Source organism: Gilvimarinus algae (assembly GCF_030518215.1).
GTDB lineage: Bacteria > Pseudomonadota > Gammaproteobacteria > Pseudomonadales > Cellvibrionaceae > Gilvimarinus > Gilvimarinus algae.
Genome location: NZ_JAULRT010000047.1, coordinates 1 through 17,278, shown reverse-complemented (window position 1 = coordinate 17,278; position 17,278 = coordinate 1). Strand labels below are relative to the sequence as shown.

At 60.4% G+C, this 17,278-nt stretch carries 14 protein-coding genes; 6 read left to right on the top strand and 8 right to left on the bottom strand.

Annotated features, from left to right (window positions below; all coding sequences use genetic code 11):
• Window positions 1–189: 189 nt before the first annotated feature.
• Both QWI16_RS06405 and QWI16_RS06400 read right to left on the bottom strand, forming a co-directional pair.
• Entirely contained in the window at window positions 190–909 is a 720-nt protein-coding gene (locus QWI16_RS06405; RefSeq protein ID WP_302711957.1) for a hypothetical protein, read from the bottom strand.
• A 305-nt stretch (window positions 910–1,214) separates the two neighbouring features.
• Window positions 1,215–2,042 (bottom strand): polyphosphate kinase 2 family protein, encoded by an 828-nt coding sequence (locus tag QWI16_RS06400; RefSeq protein ID WP_302711956.1) that lies wholly within the window; start codon window positions 2,040–2,042, stop codon window positions 1,215–1,217.
• Window positions 2,043–2,186: 144 nt separating this feature from the next.
• Here QWI16_RS06400 and QWI16_RS06395 point away from each other — a divergent pair, with 144 nt between their 5' ends.
• Window positions 2,187–2,372, top strand: a complete 186-nt coding sequence (locus QWI16_RS06395) for a hypothetical protein (RefSeq protein ID WP_302711955.1) — start codon at window positions 2,187–2,189, stop codon at window positions 2,370–2,372.
• A gap of 108 nt (window positions 2,373–2,480) precedes the next feature.
• Here QWI16_RS06395 and QWI16_RS06390 read toward each other — a convergent pair whose 3' ends face one another.
• The 6 genes from QWI16_RS06390 to purM all read right to left on the bottom strand — a co-directional run bounded on the left by QWI16_RS06390 (window position 2,481) and on the right by purM (window position 10,374).
• A complete protein-coding gene (locus tag QWI16_RS06390) occupies window positions 2,481–5,858 on the bottom strand; it encodes a LamG-like jellyroll fold domain-containing protein (RefSeq protein WP_302711954.1) in 3,378 nt (1,125 codons plus the stop codon).
• Window positions 5,859–6,139: 281 nt separating this feature from the next.
• Complete coding sequence (locus QWI16_RS06385) at window positions 6,140–7,183, bottom strand: glycoside hydrolase family 88/105 protein (protein WP_302711953.1); 1,044 nt, start codon at window positions 7,181–7,183, stop codon at window positions 6,140–6,142.
• Between the two features lie 170 nt (window positions 7,184–7,353).
• Window positions 7,354–7,836 (bottom strand): FKBP-type peptidyl-prolyl cis-trans isomerase, encoded by a 483-nt coding sequence (locus QWI16_RS06380; protein WP_302711952.1) that lies wholly within the window; start codon window positions 7,834–7,836, stop codon window positions 7,354–7,356.
• A 45-nt stretch (window positions 7,837–7,881) separates the two neighbouring features.
• Window positions 7,882–8,652, bottom strand: coding sequence for a DUF3108 domain-containing protein (locus QWI16_RS06375; protein ID WP_302711951.1), 771 nt, complete (start codon window positions 8,650–8,652; stop codon window positions 7,882–7,884).
• A 7-nt stretch (window positions 8,653–8,659) separates the two neighbouring features.
• Window positions 8,660–9,322: a phosphoribosylglycinamide formyltransferase gene (gene purN / locus QWI16_RS06370; RefSeq protein WP_302711950.1), complete on the bottom strand. Its 663-nt coding sequence runs from the start codon at window positions 9,320–9,322 to the stop codon at window positions 8,660–8,662.
• Entirely contained in the window at window positions 9,319–10,374 is a 1,056-nt protein-coding gene (gene purM / locus QWI16_RS06365; RefSeq protein WP_302711949.1) for a phosphoribosylformylglycinamidine cyclo-ligase, read from the bottom strand. The genes purN and purM overlap by 4 nt, the downstream gene beginning before the upstream one ends.
• Window positions 10,375–10,524: 150 nt before the next feature.
• Here purM and QWI16_RS06360 point away from each other — a divergent pair, with 150 nt between their 5' ends.
• From QWI16_RS06360 to gltX, 5 genes are all read left to right on the top strand, one after another.
• Window positions 10,525–11,634, top strand: coding sequence for a DUF2066 domain-containing protein (locus tag QWI16_RS06360; protein ID WP_302711948.1), 1,110 nt, complete (start codon window positions 10,525–10,527; stop codon window positions 11,632–11,634).
• Window positions 11,631–12,344, top strand: coding sequence for a DnaA regulatory inactivator Hda (gene hda / locus QWI16_RS06355; protein ID WP_302711947.1), 714 nt, complete (start codon window positions 11,631–11,633; stop codon window positions 12,342–12,344). Before QWI16_RS06360 ends, hda begins: the two co-directional genes overlap by 4 nt.
• Window positions 12,345–12,491: 147 nt before the next feature.
• Window positions 12,492–14,336: a glycoside hydrolase family 9 protein gene (locus QWI16_RS06350; RefSeq protein WP_302711946.1), complete on the top strand. Its 1,845-nt coding sequence runs from the start codon at window positions 12,492–12,494 to the stop codon at window positions 14,334–14,336.
• Window positions 14,337–14,446: 110 nt separating this feature from the next.
• Window positions 14,447–15,472 (top strand): lipopolysaccharide heptosyltransferase I, encoded by a 1,026-nt coding sequence (gene waaC / locus QWI16_RS06345; protein ID WP_302711945.1) that lies wholly within the window; start codon window positions 14,447–14,449, stop codon window positions 15,470–15,472.
• Window positions 15,473–15,486: 14 nt separating this feature from the next.
• A complete protein-coding gene (gene gltX, locus QWI16_RS06340; protein ID WP_302711944.1) occupies window positions 15,487–16,983 on the top strand; it encodes a glutamate--tRNA ligase in 1,497 nt (498 codons plus the stop codon).
• Window positions 16,984–17,278 lie beyond the last annotated feature (295 nt).

Genomic DNA, 17,278 nt, shown 5'->3' with positions numbered 1-17,278 from the left:
ATACCAATGAGGAGTAGTAATTGACTCCACAGGCTGCTGGCTGGCAAAGGAGTAGCGGGCGCCTCCAGCGAACTTTTAAAACGAGCGCATACGCGATTAATCGCAGCTGATGTGTGAGCATTGTCTTTCGGTGCGGGAGCTACCTGCCTGTTGCTGTAAAAAAGGCCCCTTTCGGGGGCCTTGGGACTGCTAAGGGTGACGCTGTCTGATGGCGCGCGCACCAAGCCAGCTAAATAGGGCCAGCAGAATCAGCTGACCGAGATGGCTGCTGGTTGGCAGGGCTACGGCCGGTGCAGGTGCTTCCAGCGTACTGCTGAACATCACCATAGACGCTGTGCCCAATGACGCATCTGAGGCGTCAAACACTTCGGCTTGGAGAGAAATATCGCGGCCCGGTATCTGCGGTAAGTTGACGTTGATGCTCTGCCCGGCAATGCTGCTTCCAGAGAGCAAAAAAATGGGTACATCCGCGAGCGCGGGCCAAGGCGGCGAGCCAAACATCGTGTCGCGCTCAGGGTTGGTTTGCTCGGCCATCAAAAACTCAATGCTGCTCGCACCGGATGTCGAGCCCGTGAGCAGCGTAGCGTAGGTAAGATTGCCATTGCCAGCTCCAGCCTCCCACGACTCCAGTGAATAAGCCGTGTCCGCAAAGGTCGCACCGCCTGTCAGCGTGAACACTATGCGCCCGCCTATAGGAATCGGAGTATCCGTGGACTCAACGCCAAGGCCAATTGCGTCGCCTGAAACACTTGCTGTTGGCTCGAGGGCGATATTGGCCGATGGCCAGGGTGGATTCCAGGGTTCTGCAAAGTCTGGTGCTTGATTTGCGGGCGTTAGCACAAAGGCGAGTGACGGGGCACTTAGGCAGTAGAGTAGGGCGGTAAGCCCCAAGGGTAAAGTTAATTTCAAAGGATGAATCCCTAAGTTGTAGTTTTCGGTTTTGGCAGGGAGCCTCAAAACCTGTGGCGGCTAAATCCTTCCAGAAAACTGCTTGGCGCGCAAGTAAACATTTTGACAACTGGATTTTTGCTGACGCTTTGACGCTTAACCGGTTGGTGGTAAGACCGCGTGCGATAACCGAGGAGGAAGCCTTTTAAGGGATAGGAGGACGTGTGGCAAGCCGTTCGGCTGGTTACCGAAAGAGGCGAGAACGCCAAGAGCATCACCTTATAGGGAAAGCATGGTTTTCCGGCATGTTGGTCTTGCTGTTTTACTCAATCCTCAATGACCATCCCCAGTTTCTGCTTGGCCAGTTTGACCACCTCAGGGTCGATAGGGGGTGGCTCGATGTCCACGCCGCAGCTTAATGACTCGACCAGGGTTTTCAGCACTTGCACCCGCGCGTAGGGTTTGTTGTGCCCGGCGATGATCTGCCAGGGCGCCTGCACGGTATCGGTGTGTTGCAGCATGGCATTAATGGCCGTCACATACTCCGGCCATTTTTGTCGGTTGCGCACATCGTCCATAGTGAGCTTCCAGCGTTTGCTCGGGTCCTGCAGTCGCTGGATAAAACGTTGCAGTTGTTCGTCTTTATCAATGTGAATAAACAGTTTCACCACCCGTAAATCGTCGTCAATGAGCAGACGCTCGAATTCGTTGATCTCCTGATAGGCGCGCTGCCACTCGTGCTGTGCGGCAAAGCCTTCGACGCGCTCAACCAGAACACGGCCGTAATAGGAGCGGTCAAAAATGGAGACTGTACCGGCCTTGGGCAGCTTGGTGAAAAAACGATACAGATAGTGCTTGCCCTGATCTTCCTCGCTCGGTGCACTGATGGGGTAAACGGTGTAGCCGCGCGGATCCAGCTTTTGCGTGATCCGCCTGATGGCGCCGCCTTTGCCGGCACAGTCCCAACCCTCGAACACGACTATGGCCCGCTTGCCCAGATGGTAATAAGCCTGCTGTACCCGCAGTAGGCGCTTTTGCCAGTGCTTGAGTTGCCGCTTGTACTCGGCTTTATTGTGCAGGGCCGGCTGGCGCTGATCGAAATCCGCAATGTCGAGGTTTCGCTGGCGCAGCTCAATGGGCGAGGGTTGATGCATGGGCGCTTCCTGTGCCGAACGGCAAACGAGATGAATAGACAAAAGGTGGTGCACCCACCGTGAGTTGTCAACTACAGACTGTAGTTAGGGTGCTTTGTCTTGGGGTACACTGTCGTTCAGATTCTTATTGGTCAGCTGCCTTGTATGTCAAATGTCCTCCCCTTTAAGCGCCCCAGCGCCAAGGAAAAACACAAGGGAAAAACCCTGTGTCGAAGCGGCTTTCACAAATGGGAAGTGGTCACTGAGCAGCAGTTCGATGTCAAACAGGGCCGGCTGGTGACGCGCTACAAGTGCAAGCGCTGTGGCGAGGAAAAAGTCGAGGCGAGGTAAAGCCCTATTGATTTACTCATAAAGGGGAGCGCATAAGCGCTCCCCTTTTTCTTACGCGCCGCGCCTCAACCCGGCCGCTTTGATGGCCGGGTTAATGGCACGCAGGGGCTACTCAGCCGCCAGCGATTGAATTACCTCGGCGCTGACCGCTTCATCGTAAATCACAAGCTCATCAATCAAACCGGTGTATGGCGTATCCCAGTAGTTGACGCCCAGGCCGAAGGCGGCGTCGCTGCCGGTAAACACGTTGGGGAAGCCCGTACCGCTAAACACCGCTTCGCCGTCGAGGTAGAGGGTGATATTGCCTGCGTCCACCACCGCGGCAAAATGCGTCCAGGTGTTGGTGGCGATCTGGGTGCCGGTATCGCCGTCAAACCAATTGGTGCCCGACCAAAGCATAGTATTGCCGGCGCCCGGACCAAAGGGCACGACGCTGATCCAGCTGGCATCGCTCATGGCGCCAAAGAATGTCGGGGTAAACTGGTTGAGCGCCGTGGGGTTGAGCCACACCGCAAAGCTGTAGCGGCTGGTGCTGATCAACCCGCTGGGCAGGGCGACGCCGCCGCTGCCATCAAGGCTCAGTGCCATGGCGCTCTTGCCGCTGGCGTAGGCGATGTTGCCGCCGGTGTTGTCCAGACGGTTGCCGGTGATACTGCCCGGACCAAAGCCGCCGGTGACATCCATCAGGTGCTCGTCGAAACTAAAGTGAGCGATGGGCTCAGCCGGTGCCAGGGAGTTGATCGTGATGTTAAACGCCTTTTGGGCGGTTTCGCCGTCGAGCGTCAGTGTGGCCGTCAGTGTTACTTCGGCATCGACCGACTGCGGGCGGGTCACCACTGCCGTGTTGCCATTGATGGCGATCAGGCTCGGGTCAGAGCTGCTCCACTCGATCGCTGCGGCGTAGGGGCCGGTGGCGGGCAGCGCAAAGTCCGATTGCACGGCAGAGACATCGCCCAAATCCAGAATCGCCTCGGCCGAAGCGAGCAGATCCGCGGCGGGCAGCTGATCGATATCCAGGGCGATGATTTCCTCCGGACTCAGGGCGGCATCGTAGATGTTCAGCTCGTCAATCAGGCCGTTGTAGGGTGTGTCCCAGTAGTTGACGCCGAGGGCGAACAGACCGGTGTTGTCGGTGAAAAAGTCCGTGAGGTTGCCACCGGTGAAGGCCGCCTGACCGTTGATCATCACGGTGATGGTGCCGCGGTTGACGCTAAAGGCCAAATGGGTCCAGAGGTTGGTGGGAATCAGCTCACCGGTGGTTGCGTCTACCCAGGCCTGGCTGCCGCTCCAGAGCATGGTGTTGCCATCCCAGCCCTGGGGCAGGAGGCTGATCCACTGATCGGAGTAAAGGCCACCTTCCCCGTCGGTCTGCTCGTTGATCGCGCCAAAAAAGACCGTGGAAAACTGCGTGAGTACGGTCGGGTTTACCCAGGCCGAGACGGTGTATTCGTAGTTGTCGATCAGACCATCGGGCAGGCGCACGCCGTTGGTGCCGTCGAGCATCAGTGCCTGGCCCTCGTGACCGGCGGCGTAGTCCACAGCGCCCGAATTGTGAATGCGATCGGCTGTCGGCAAACCATCGGCCCGGTTGCCCAGGGTGTCGGACAAATCATTGTCAAAGCGGTATTGCGCGGTGCGATTGTAGGTCATTCGCGCCGGCACATTGACGGTGTAGCTGCGCTGCGACTCCACGCCCTGGCGGGTAATGCTGGCCGTGAGCTCGACACTGGCATCGCCTTCGCCGACATTCGGTCGAATAACCTCTCCGCTGTCGCTGATCACGGTGGGGTCGCTGCTGCTCCATTCGATACCGGCGCCGCGCGCGCCCTGTGTCGGCAGGCTCAGTTGGTTGCCTTTGTAGGTTTGCGGCAGACTTAGGTCCGCTTCAATTGCGGCCATAATCTCATCGTTGGTTTTGCTTGGAAGTTGCAGGCCCCACAGTGAGACGCCCTCGCCGGACAGGGCGCTGAAGGTGGGAATCAGGCTCTGCAAACGAGGGTCCCACTGCCAGGCGGCCACGCCCTCAAACACCGTGCCGTCGTCCAGGGTGATGGTAAGGCGCTGCGTGTTATCGCTGTAGAGCGTGTAGTGGCCGGACACTTCGCCGGTGATGGAGCCATCGGCGTGCAGGCTGGCAAATTGCGAGTTGTGGGCACTGCGGTTGATGTCTTTGCGGTGATTGACGATCTGGTAGTCGCCGACAATGTCTTCATAGTCGACGATGTTCTCCCCCTCAATCGGCGCATAGCGCTCGGGTGAGGCCACCAGCCAGCCGTCTTCATTGATCCACAGCTCGTGCACGCGAATGGCGTGTGCTTCGCCGCGGTTGGGAAAGCGGGTGTGGGTGATCAGATAGTGCTTGCCGGTCTGCTCGTCGTAGTAGGCCGAGTTGTGCCCCGGAGCGAGGTAGCCATAGGCCTCGGCATCGCTGCCGGGGTAGGCGGCAAAGTTAAAGCCGCCCATCAACTTGGTGCCGTAGGGCGCAATGCTGTCCCAACCGCCGCGGGCGGCGGCGACATCCTGACCCTGGGCATCGAGGTAGGGGCCATCGGGCGTGCGCGAGCGGGCGACGCGAATGTTGTAGCCATCGTTGGCTTCATAGCCACCAAAGGAGGCAAACAAGTAGTAGTAATCCGACTCCGGGCTGTAGAGCACAAAGCTGCCCTCAATCGAGCTGTGATCCCCGCCGATTAAGTGAGTGCCATAGCCCTGGCCGGGCTCGGGCATACCGGTGGCCTCGTCCATGGCGAGAATAAAAATACCACCCGAGTAGGAGCCGTAGACCATCCACAGAGCGCCGTCTTTATCGAAAAAGGCGGTAGGATCGATCACATTGGGGTGAATGGTGGCGTCAAACGCGGTCAGATCGCCCACGCCGTAATCGCCGGCCATTTCCTCGGGCGTCTGGCCCGAGTAGAGAAAGATGCCCTGATCCACATAGGGGCCTTCCACATTGTCCGATACCGCCACGCCCAGATAAGAGCGGGGGCCATCGCACTGGCCGGTGGCCGGTTGAGTGCAGTGGTTGTAGTAGAAGTAGTAGCGGCCGTCGTCCAGGCGAATGATGTCAGAGGCCCAGGAGCCCACATAGCCGCCGGTCCACTCGATACCCTCGGCAATTTCCGTGGCGTAGGTGTTAAACAGCGGGTTGGCGTCGTTGACGTCTGTGGCCACCAGCTCCCAGCTCACCAGATCCTCACTTTTGGCAAAGCCCAGGTGCGAACCCACCACATAAAAAGTGCCGTCTTCGGCGCGGATCACCGACGGGTCGTGAACGGCCACGTCGTTGAAATTGATCAGGCTCGGCTCGACCGTCGGGTTGTCAAAACTCTGCAGCGCCTCGGAGCTCGACGAGGATGAAACCGAGGAGGACGAGTTGGAGGGGGATGAACTGGAGGACGCTCGGTTGGAATCCCCGCCAGAACCGCCGCCACAGGCCGCAATTGAGAGAAAGCTCGCCGCCAGGGCGAGATGCCGGATGGTCATAGGTGTACCCCTGTTATGTTTTTATCGAGAAAGTCGCTATCAAGGCTATTTATCTAATAATAATACAATATTAATAATTAATACAAATTCACCGATAAATAGGCGATTTTCTGCACTTATATGGTCATTTTGACCATATAAGTGATTTATATGTATGACGATTGGTGGCCGGTGAGAGTCGAACGAGCGAGAATAAGACGTCGTGCAGCTTGGGAGAGGGCTGCGGGCAGGTGCAAAGGCCAGCTCAGGGGAGGCCCTGAGCCTAAGGGGTCACTTCGTGATTAGAGGCGCTCGGCGGCAAACCACAGCAAAGGCGCTTGGCCATGCAGGTCGCCGGTGGTACGCGGGCGTGTGAGGTAGTAATCAGCATCGCGGCTCTGGCCGGTGCCGACGCAGACGTCGGTCAGTTGGCCTTGCTCATTGATATAGCCACCGAGTGATTGCCAGGCGCGATCCACCGCCGCCTGGTAGGGCTTGGCGGGTAAAAGGCCGCGTTTGATGCCCACCGACATGGCAAAACCAAACATGGCTGTGCCCGAGGTTTCTTTCCAGGCGTCGGGGTCATCGATCAGCTGACGCCACATGCCGTCCTCGGCTTGATAGTTGAGCAGCGCGGCCATCATGGATTGATAACCCTCGGCGATGGCGGGGTAGAGCAGGTGGGTTTCGGGCAGCTCCGACAGCAACTCGGCAAGGCCGGCGGCCACCCAGCCGTTGCCCCGGCTCCAGTAAAAGGGCGCCTCCGGGCCGTGGTGAAACAGCCCGTTGGCCTGTTGCAGCTTTTGCAGGTAGTCGTGGGTCAGCAGGGCGGCGTGGTGTAGATAGAGGGGCTCGCCGGTGGCCCGGTAGGCCTGCACCTGCAGGGCGGCGACCATCCAGACATCGTCTATCCAGTAGCGGGCCTGGCGGGTCAGGCCGCTGGGCAGCGGGTCTTGCCACTGGTCATCGGCCAGGGCCAGACCCTCGCTCAAGGCCGCCTTGTCGCCGGCAAAGTAGCGCTCTATGGGCAGTATGCCGTAGACGTTGGCGTCCACATGATCGTCATCCAGCAGCCCGTCAGTGCCGGGCACCTCGCGATAGCGTCCAAGCAGGGCATCGGTCAGTGCCTGCTGGTCGGCCTCGCGGGCAAACTTGAGCGCGCCATAACCCGCCGCGGCCTCGGCGTAGTGAATGCCGGTAAAGTGATCGCTGATGTACATCATGTACTCGTCGCGCGCGAGCAGGTCTTGAATCGCCTGTTTGCCGACGACTCGGGCGTCGGATTGAGCGTGGCTGAGTAGGGGGCAGAGCAGGGCAAAAAGCAATAGAGCGGCTAGGCGGTGCATGGGTGAGCCTTGTCTTGTGGTTTTTGTGACCATAACACGGCCGTGCAGTGCGGACAATCGGGCTAGGGGGAGGCGAATGAGTCGGGCGGTGGGCTCAGGAAAGCCGTCGTGCTCTTGGTGTACTGCTGGGGGAATACGGAGCTGGCGGGCGCCAGCTCCGGGACTGGACCTTAGTGGTCGTGACCACCGGCGCCGTGGGCGTGGCCGTGCTGCTGCTCTTCTTCGGTGGCGCTGCGAACCTCGGTGATCTCGACGTCAAAGTTCAAGTCCACGCCAGCCAGCGGGTGGTTGGCATCCACAGTGACCGTGTCGCCGTCGACGGCGGTAACGCTGACAACCTGCACGCCGTTTTCGGTCTGGGCGTGAAACTCCATGCCCACTTCAATTTTGTCCACGCCGGTGAACATATTGGCCGGCAGCTCCTGCATCATGGCGTCATTGCGCTCACCGTAGGCCTCGGCAGCCGGAACCGCCACTTGCAACTTGTCGCCGGCCTGTTTGCCAGCCAGCTCTTTTTCCAGACCTGGAATGATGTTGCTGGCACCGTGCAGGTAGGCCAGAGGCTCCCGACCTTCTGAGGAGTCGAGCACCTTGCCTTCCTTATCGGTCAGGGTGTAGTGAAAACTGGCGACGCAGTTGTCGGAAATAATCATAGTGAATGCCTTTGGTTGGTGAGTGTCAAAAATGAACGAGTGGTATCACTCAAAGCGCGAGATCGTTTCACCGTCGATCTCGGATTCATGGATGTAAATCGTGTAGACGTCGCCGCCTTCTTCCTGCTGCATGCGCACCAGCAAATAGCCGTATTCGGGTGCCATCCACGCGTAGGTGACGCGATCGTCGTCTTTGCGGGTGCGCTCTATTTTCACAGTGTCCACTTTGCCGAGTGGGGTTTCAAGGGTTTCCTCCCCCACTTTGGCAAAGCGGTACTCTTTGATGCGCCCGCCATCGGCGATCTGGTAGTACAGATCCTCGGTCTTGCCGGCAGCCAAATCCCGCTGCAGCTGTACCTGAAAACTCAGCTTGTCCTGAATGCCCTCGTGGATTTTCATCTTCCAGGGCTTGTCCTGCACATTATTGGTGACTCGCTTGGCCTGCCAGTCAAAATCGAGTTTAGCGGTGCGGTCGCGGCCGAGCCCGGTGCGCTCGTAGGTGTACTGGAGCGGGCGCAGTTGCCCGGGTGTGGGCCAGTCGAACAGGCTGGTCTCTTCAATGCTGGCGACAAAAGAGTCGGCAAAAAAGCGCAGTTTGTGGCCGTTGTCGGTCGGTGTCAGCTCGTGGGTCACGGTAATACCAATGCCGTAGACACGGGCCTTGTAGATGTTTTTAAACTGCTCGGGCGCCTGGCGCGCAGCCGGCGTTTGCTCTTTCTCTTGTTCTTGCTCTGGCTTGGCGGCCGGCTCAGCCAGAGCTGAGGCGGCAAACAGGGTCAGAGCGGCGGTGAGGGTGTAGCGTAGAAAACGGCTCATAGAATCCTTATGGGGCTGTTTGTGTCCTTACTTGGTAACCGCTCGCGGGCAAAGGTTCACCATCGAGCAGTGCCTTGTTCTCGCGCATGCTCAGCTTGCCTTCGGCAAACCAGCGCACGGCCATGGGGTAAATCAGGTGCTCTTGCTGCTGAACGCGGGCGGCCAGGCTCGCGGCATCGTCGCCGGCCAGAACGGGCACCACCGCCTGAATGGCCGCCGGGCCGCCGTCGAGCTCGTCGGTGACAAAATGCACGGTCACGCCATGTTCGCTGTCGCCGGCATCCAGCGCCCGCTGATGGGTGTGCAGCCCCTGGTACTTGGGCAGCAGCGACGGGTGAATATTGAGCATGCGGCCGAGATAGCGGCTGGTAAAGGCCGGAGTGAGGATGCGCATAAAGCCCGCCAATACCACCAGGTCGGGTCGGTGGGCGTCGATGGTTTCGGCCAGCGCCTTGTCGAAGGCCTCGCGCGAGTCAAAGCCCTTGTGGTCCAGAGTCAGGGCTTCAATGCCGGCCTCGGCGGCGCGCTCCAGGCCGCGCACACCCGGGCGGTTGCTGATCACGCAGGCGATATCAATGGGCAGCTCACCGGCGATTTGGCCGTCAATCAGTGCCTGAAGGTTGCTGCCGCTGCCGGAAATTAACACGACAACGCGGGTCGCACCGCTCATGCACTCAGACCTTTTAATTCAACTTGTTCTTCGCCGCTCGCGGCAGTGGCAATCTCGCCCACTTTAAAGGCGTTTTCTCCGGCGGCGTTGAGCAGGGCAATCGCCTCGTCGGCGCGCTCTGCGGGCACGGCGATGATCATACCCAGGCCGCAGTTAAAGGTGCGGTACATTTCGCGCGCCTGCACGTTGCCCGCTTGCTTGAGCCACTGGAACACCGCCGGCAATTGCCAGGCGCCGGTGTCGATGACCGCTTTGGCGTTGTCAGGCAATACGCGCGGGATGTTTTCCAAAAGGCCGCCACCGGTGATGTGCGACAGCGCGTGGACCGGCAGGGTTTTGATCAGCTCCAGCAGGGGTTTTACGTAAATTTTGGTCGGCGCCATAAGCGCGTCGGCCAGGCTGACGCCGCCGCAGTCTTGCGCCAGGTCGGCGCCGGAGACTTCGATGATTTTGCGAATCAGCGAGTAGCCGTTGGAGTGGGGGCCTGTGGAGGCAAGGCCAATCAGCGCATCGCCGGCGGCGACTTTGCTACCGTCGATAATCTCGCTTTTCTCCACCACGCCGACGCAAAAGCCCGCCAGGTCGTAGTCCTCACCCTCGTACATACCGGGCATTTCGGCGGTCTCACCGCCCACCAGTGCGCAGCCGGCCTGGGCACAGCCTTCACCGATACCCGTGACCACATCCGCCGCGACATCCACGTTCAGCTTGCCGGTGGCGTAGTAGTCGAGAAAAAACAGAGGCTCGGCGCCGGCGACCACCAGGTCATTGACGCACATGCCCACCAGGTCGATACCGATGGTGTCGTGCTTACCGAGATCCATTGCCAGACGCAGCTTGGTGCCCACACCGTCGGTACCCGACACCAGCACCGGCTGGCGGTAGCCCGCGGGCAGTTCACACAGCGCGCCAAAGCCGCCGAGCCCGGCCAACACCTCTGGCCGGCGGGTGCGCTTGGCCACGCCTTTAATGCGCTCGACCAGGGCATTGCCCGCGTCGATATCAACGCCGGCGTCTTTATAGCTCAGGGAGGTGGGGGTGTTTTCGCTCATAGCGCTCGCTGCTTCCGTAATTGCGCCCGGAATCGGCCGGACAGGTTGATCTGAAAGGCGCGTATTCTACCGGAAAATCCCGCACAATGCCCGATGCAGGTAATCCTGCTACAATGCCGGCCTTTGGTCAGCTGGGGTTGATTGGGAGACGTGGCGCTGATTATTCGATGTGTGTTTATCTGGGTGGCTCTGAGCCTTATGGCCACCGCCGTCCAGGCCGATCAGGTGGTGGAGTTGTACCGCGCTGATGCGCTGGTCAAATCCCAGTCTCAGGCCCAGCGCGAGGCGGCAGCCAAGCACGCCCTGGAGCGGGTATTGATTCGGGTCTCCGGCAACACAGCCGCCGCCGAAAGCCCTCAGGCCCGTCAGGCGCTCGCCCGGGCGCAGGACTACGTCTACGAATACAGCTACGCCAGCACCGATGAAACCCTAGAAGGGCCCAACGGCGAGCCGGTCCCGGCCTCGCGCTTGCACCTTAAATTTTCTCCCGCCTCCGTTGAACAGTTGTTGCGCGCTACCGGCTTGTCTTTCTGGCCCGCCAACCGGCCGACGCTGTTGGTCTGGGTGGTGGTCAACTCCGCCGACGGCCTGGAAGTAGTGCGCGACGAGCAAGTCTGGCAGGCGCTGCGCGAGCGCGCCGAGCTGCGCGGCCTGCCGTTAATGGCGCCACTGTTTGACCTGGAAGATCACCTGGCCATGCCCGCCGAAAGCCTCTGGCGCATGGACGAGAGCGCCATTCGCAACGCCTCCGAGCGCTACCGCGCCGATGCCATACTCACGCTGCGATACAGCGCCTTGTCCGATGGCAGCCTGCGAGGCAACTGGCAGTTGCTGCACAGTGAGGGCGACCTTGGTTTTGATGGCGCAGGCGCCACTGCCGAAGAGCTCTTGAGTGGCGCCATCGATTCGGTGGCCGATCGCTTCGCCGGGCTCTACGGTATCAGCCCCAGCGAGTCGGGCGCGGCAAGTATCGCCATGCTTATTGATAACGTGCACAGCTTTGGCGACTACAAAAAGGCCGAGCGCTATTTGGCGTCCCTGGCCTTGGTACGCCGAGTGCAGCTGCACTCCATCGGCGCCAACGGGCTGATGCTCAACCTCTACACCGAGGGCGATGTCGCCCGGCTGGAAAATACCCTGGCCCTGGATCGCACGCTTTTGCCCGCCTCTGAGAGCGTCAGCTTATCGGAGAACCGCTACCAAATTCGCGGCTCGCTGCTGCGGCCTTTGCGCTATCGGTTGGAGGGGGCCCAGCCGTGAGCTCAACACCCGAGCAGCTATCGCTGGGGGTGAGCCTGAAAGACGATGCCACCTTCGACAACTTCTACGCACCGGCCGGCTCCGCCAATGCCCAGGTAGTGGCTGCGCTGTGCCAACAAGTCGAGGGCACCGGCGAGCAGTTTGTCTATTTGTGGGGCGCCGCCGGCGCCGGGCTGACCCACTTGCTGCAGGCCAGCTGCCACTACGCCGAATCCCGCAATCTGTCGGTGCAATACCTGCCGCTCAGCGAAGTCACCGGTTTTGCCCCAGAGGCGCTGCTGGAGGGACTGGAGCATCTGGACATGGTTTGCCTGGACGGGCTCAACGCCATTGCCGGCAAACCGGACTGGGAGCGCGCCCTGTTTAACCTCTATAACGCCCTGCGCGATGCCGGCCGGTTGCTGCTGGTGGCGGCCCCGCAAACCCCGCGCGCCCTTGAGGTTAACTTGCCGGACTTGCGCTCGCGCCTGCAGTGGGGCGTCACCTATCAGGTGCAGGGGCTGAGCGACGAGGAAAAGATCCGCGCACTCACCACCCGCGCCCGCGAGCGCGGCCTCGAGCTCAACCAGGAGGTGGCCACCTTTATCGTCCAGCGGGTGCCGCGGGATATGAACCAGCTGTTTTGCTACCTGCACCGGCTGGACCACGCTTCGCTGGCCGAGCAGCGCAAGCTCACCATTCCCTTTGTGAAAAAAACCCTGGGGCTATAACGCCAAGACGCCTGACCGGTTTTTCCAGCGTGCTCGCAGGGGCCATGCGCTTATAGTCTTGTTAACCATTCTTTGCGAAGCCTGATGTGGCCAAAGCCGCAATCGCGTTACACTCTCCCGACAAAATCACAATAACGAGGAAGAGTCATGAAGCCTTTTAACCTGACGGCTACAGCCCTGTGCAGCGCCCTTATTCTCGCCGGTTGCGGCAGCAGCGGTGGTGGCAGCAGCGATACGCCCATTATCAGCTCCAGTTCATCCAGCAGCTCGGTCACCTCCAGCGAGAGCTCAAGCTCCGTCAGTTCCAGTGAGAGCTCCAGTGAAAGTTCAAGCTCGGTGGCGGCGGCGCGCATCAAGGTCAACCAACTCGGCTTTGCCCCCGAGGCGGCCAAGATGGCGGTGGTGCCCGCCGGCGGCAGCGGCGGTTTTGCGATTATCGATACCGCCACTGACAGCGAGGTGATGAGCGGCGATCTAGGCGCCTACAACACCTGGGCCCCGGCGGGGCAGAGCGTGGCCCTGGCGGATTTCAGCCAGCTGCAAACCCCCGGCACCTATGTGGTGCGAGTGCAAGGCGCGCTGGATTCCGACCCCTTTACCATTGGCGAGACGCCCTACCGGGCGCTCAACGCCGCCGCCCTTAAAGCCTATTACTACAACCGCGCCAGCACCGAGCTCTTGCCCGAGCACGCCGGCACCTGGGCGCGCGCCGCCGGCCATCCGGACACCAATGTGCTGGTACACGCCTCGGCTGCCAGTGCCGAGCGCCCCGAGGGCACGGTACTGTCCGCCCCCAAAGGCTGGTACGACGCTGGCGACTTTGGCAAATACATCGTCAACTCCGGTATCTCCACCTACACCCTCTTGGCCGCCCTTGAGCACTACGGCAGCTTCTACGCCGCCCAGGACATCGGTATACCCGAGAGCGGCAATGCCGTGCCGGATCTGCTGGATGAAGCCATGTGGAATCTCGAGTGGATGCTCGATATGCAGGACCCGGCCGATGGCGGTGTCTACCACAAGCTCACCACCAAAAACTTTGCCGGCGCGGTAATGCCCGCCGAGGGCACAGCCCAGCGCTACGTGGTGCAAAAGGGCACAGCGGCGACGCTGAATTTTGCCGCGGTAATGGCCACGGCCAGCCGGGTGGTGGCCGAGTACGAAACCGTCTACTCGGGCCTGGCCGATGAAATGCTGGCGGCGGCAGAGTCCGCCTGGCAGTGGGCACAGAACAACAGTAACGTCCCCTACAACCAGCCGTCGGATGTCAGCACTGGCGCCTATGGCGACGGCAGCTTCAGCGACGAATTTGCCTGGGCGGCGGCCGAGCTCTATATCACTACCGGCGATGACCAGTATTACCAGGCCATGAACCCCACCTCCGTACCCATCAGCAATCCCGGCTGGTCCAACACCGCGGCCCTGGCCTGGATGTCACTGGCCCATCACCGCAACCAGCTGACCGAGCTGGCCGACACCTCGCTGATCGAGTCGTCCATCCTGAGTCTTGCCGATAACATCCGCGCTCAGGCCACTGCCTCGGCCTATGGTGTGGCCATGACCAACGGCGACTTTTACTGGGGCAGCAACGGCGGCGCGCTCAACAAAGCCATGATGCTGATGCAGGCCTACCGCCTGAGCGATGACATGAGCTACGCCAACGCCGCTCAGGGGTTGCTGGATTACGCCCTGGGTCGCAACCCCACGGACTACAGCTATGTCACCGGCTTTGGCGAGCGCCCTCCCATGCACATCCATCACCGCCAGTCTGAGGCCGATGGCATTGTCGATCCGGTGCCGGGCTTTCTCGCCGGCGGCCCGAACACCGATGCCCCGAGCGATTGTGGCGGCAATTACCCCGCGGGCAGCGAGGCCAAAGCGCGCGCCTATTTAGACGATTGGTGCAGCTACTCCACCAACGAGGTCACCATCAACTGGAACGCGCCACTGGTGTACGTGACCGGCGCGCTCGAAGCGCTCTACGCCGACTGACCCTTTCCCCCTCCGCGCCGGCTCTGCCGGCGCTTTTTTGTCGGTGCCGCCCCCAAGTGCCGGGGGCTTTGCGCTACAATGGCGCGCTTGTTGAGCAGGGCAAGGCGCGCATGAAGGTATTGATCGTAAAACTCAGCTCTATGGGAGATTTGGTACAAACGCTGCCCGCCGTTTGCGATGCTGTGCGCGCCATTCCCGGCATCTCCTTCGACTGGGCGGTCGATGAAGCCTTTGCCGAGGTGCCCCGCTGGCACCCGGCGGTAGAGCGCACCATAGTCTCCGCCCACCGGCGCTGGAAGCGCAGCCCGAAAGCCGCCTGGCGCTCCGGCGAGCTCAAGGCCTACTGGCGCGAGCTGCGCCGCACCCATTACGATCTGGTGCTGGACGCCCAAACCAATTTTAAAAGTGCGATCGTTACCCGCCTGGCGCGGGGGTTGCGCGCCGGGCCGGACGCCGACTCGGTGCGAGAGCGCGGCGCCCACTGGTTTTATCAGCGCCGCTTTGCCGTGGCGCAGGACATTCTGGCAGTGGACCGCTGGCGGGATTTGTTCGCCGCTGGCCTCGGTTATGAGCGGCCCAATACCGCGCCCGAGTTTGGCTTGGCGGATATTAGTTGGCCCGAGCAAACTATTACGAATAACCCCTATATTGTGGCGGTTACCAATGCCAGCTGGCCCACCAAATGTTTGCCCAAAGCCAGTTGGCAGGGGCTGATTGATGCCGCCGCCGGGCAGGGGTTAGATGTGCTGCTGCCCTGGGGCTCACCGGCGGAAAAAGACGCCGCTTTGGCTGTAGCCTCGGGCCGCGCCAACGCCAAGGTACTGGAGCGGATGACGCTCACTGAGCTTGCCGGTTTGCTGCACACAAGCCAGGGCGCCGTGTGTAACGACACTGGCCTGGCCCATATATCGGCCGCGCTGGGTAAGCCGACGGTGACGGCCTATGGCCCGACCGACCCTAAATTAATTGGCGCCACCGGCCCGCATTCTGCGCATATTGTCGCGCCGGGCTATGTGTGTGAGCAGTGCGGCAAGCGCCTGTGCCGCCACCAAGACACTGGGGGAAATCGCCCCCGAACCCTGAGCGCCATCAGTGGCGATCAGCTCTGGCAATCACTGATTCAACTTCAGAACTGACACAAGAGACTCTTATGACCGTTCGCACCCGCATAGCGCCGTCACCCACCGGCGACCCCCACGTAGGCACCGCCTATATCGCCCTGTTTAACCTGGCCTTTGCCCGTCAGCACGGCGGCCAGTTTTTGCTGCGCATTGAAGACACCGACCAGACCCGCAGCACCGCCGAGTCCGAACAGGCCATTTTGGACAGCCTGCGCTGGCTGGGGCTTGAGTGGGATGAGGGCCCGGATGTCGGCGGCCCCCACGGCCCCTACCGCCAGAGCGAGCGCATGGATATTTACAAACAATACGCCGACGAGCTGATTGAAAAAGGCCACGCCTTTTACTGCTTTGCCACCAGCGAGGAGCTGGACGAAATGCGCCGCGAACAGCAGGCGCGCGGCGAAACGCCCAAGTATGACGGCCGGGGTTTAACACTCTCCGGGGAAGAAGTGCAGGCCAAGCTGGCCGCCGGCGAGCCCTATGTGGTACGCATGAAAATCCCGGAAGAGGGCGCCTGCGTTATCGACGATATGCTGCGCGGCCAAATTGAAATCGACTGGTCGCAGGTGGACATGCAGGTGCTGCTCAAGGCTGACGGCATGCCGACCTACCACTTGGCCAATGTGGTGGACGATCACCTGATGGGCATCACCCACGTGATCCGCGGCGAGGAGTGGATCAACTCCGCCCCCAAACACCTGAAACTCTACGAATACTTTGGCTGGCAGGCGCCGGTGCTTTGCCACTTGCCGTTGCTGCGCAACCCGGACAAATCCAAGCTCAGCAAGCGCAAAAATCCCACCAGTATTCTCTACTACCAAAAGGCCGGTTACCTGCCCGAAGCGCTGCTCAACTACCTGGGTCGCATGGGCTGGTCCATGCCCGACGAGCGCGAGAAGTTCACCCTCGCCGAAATGCAGGAACACTTTGATATCTCCCGCGTCAGCCTCGGCGGGCCCATCTTTGATGTGGAAAAACTCAGTTGGCTCAACGGCCTGTGGATTCGCGAAAACCTGAGCGCCGAGCAACTGGCCGACCGCCTGGGCGAATGGCTGCTCAACCGCGACAACCTGCTCAAAGTGCTGCCCCACGCTCAGCAGCGCATGGAAACCCTGGGGGACTTTATCCCTCTGGTGGCCTTTTTGGCCTCAGGCCAGCTGCCGCTCACTGAGGCGAGTTTTGCCGAGAGCAAACTCCCGCCGGATGAGCAAAAGCAGTTGCTGCAATTTGCCCTCTGGCGCCTAGAGGCCCTGCGCACCTGGGAGCGCGACGCCATCTTCAACACCCTAAAAGAACTGGCCGGGCAGATGGATATCAAGCTCAAGGACTTTTTGGCGCCTATCTTTATCGCCATTGCCGGCACCACCGCGTCTTTCTCGGTGATGGACTCCATGACCCTGCTGGGCCCGGATATGAGCCGCGCCCGGTTGCGTCAGGCGATCAATGTGTTGGGAGAGCCTGGGAAGAAGCAGCTTAAGAAGCTGGAGAAGGTGTATCAGGAGTTGGGTGTTAATCCTGCGGATTAATGGCTTTTTGGGCACAGGGATGTGCCTGTATCATCCTTTTGGAGCTGTGTTTGGTTGGCTCCTAGCTTATTTCAGTTTTAAATTAGTCTCTCCCGTAATTCTTGCCCTCTATCGCCGGGCGGGCGAAGTACTTTTCTGCTTGTCCAGAAAAGTACTCAAAAGAGGACACCCTGTATAGTCCGCATACATAGGTAACACATGTGTCCATATACATGGGTTACACTTTTAGGCTCCAGTATGAGACGCTGCCATTGGTAACGTCTCTTACATCAAACTGCCCGAGCCGGTAAAAGCT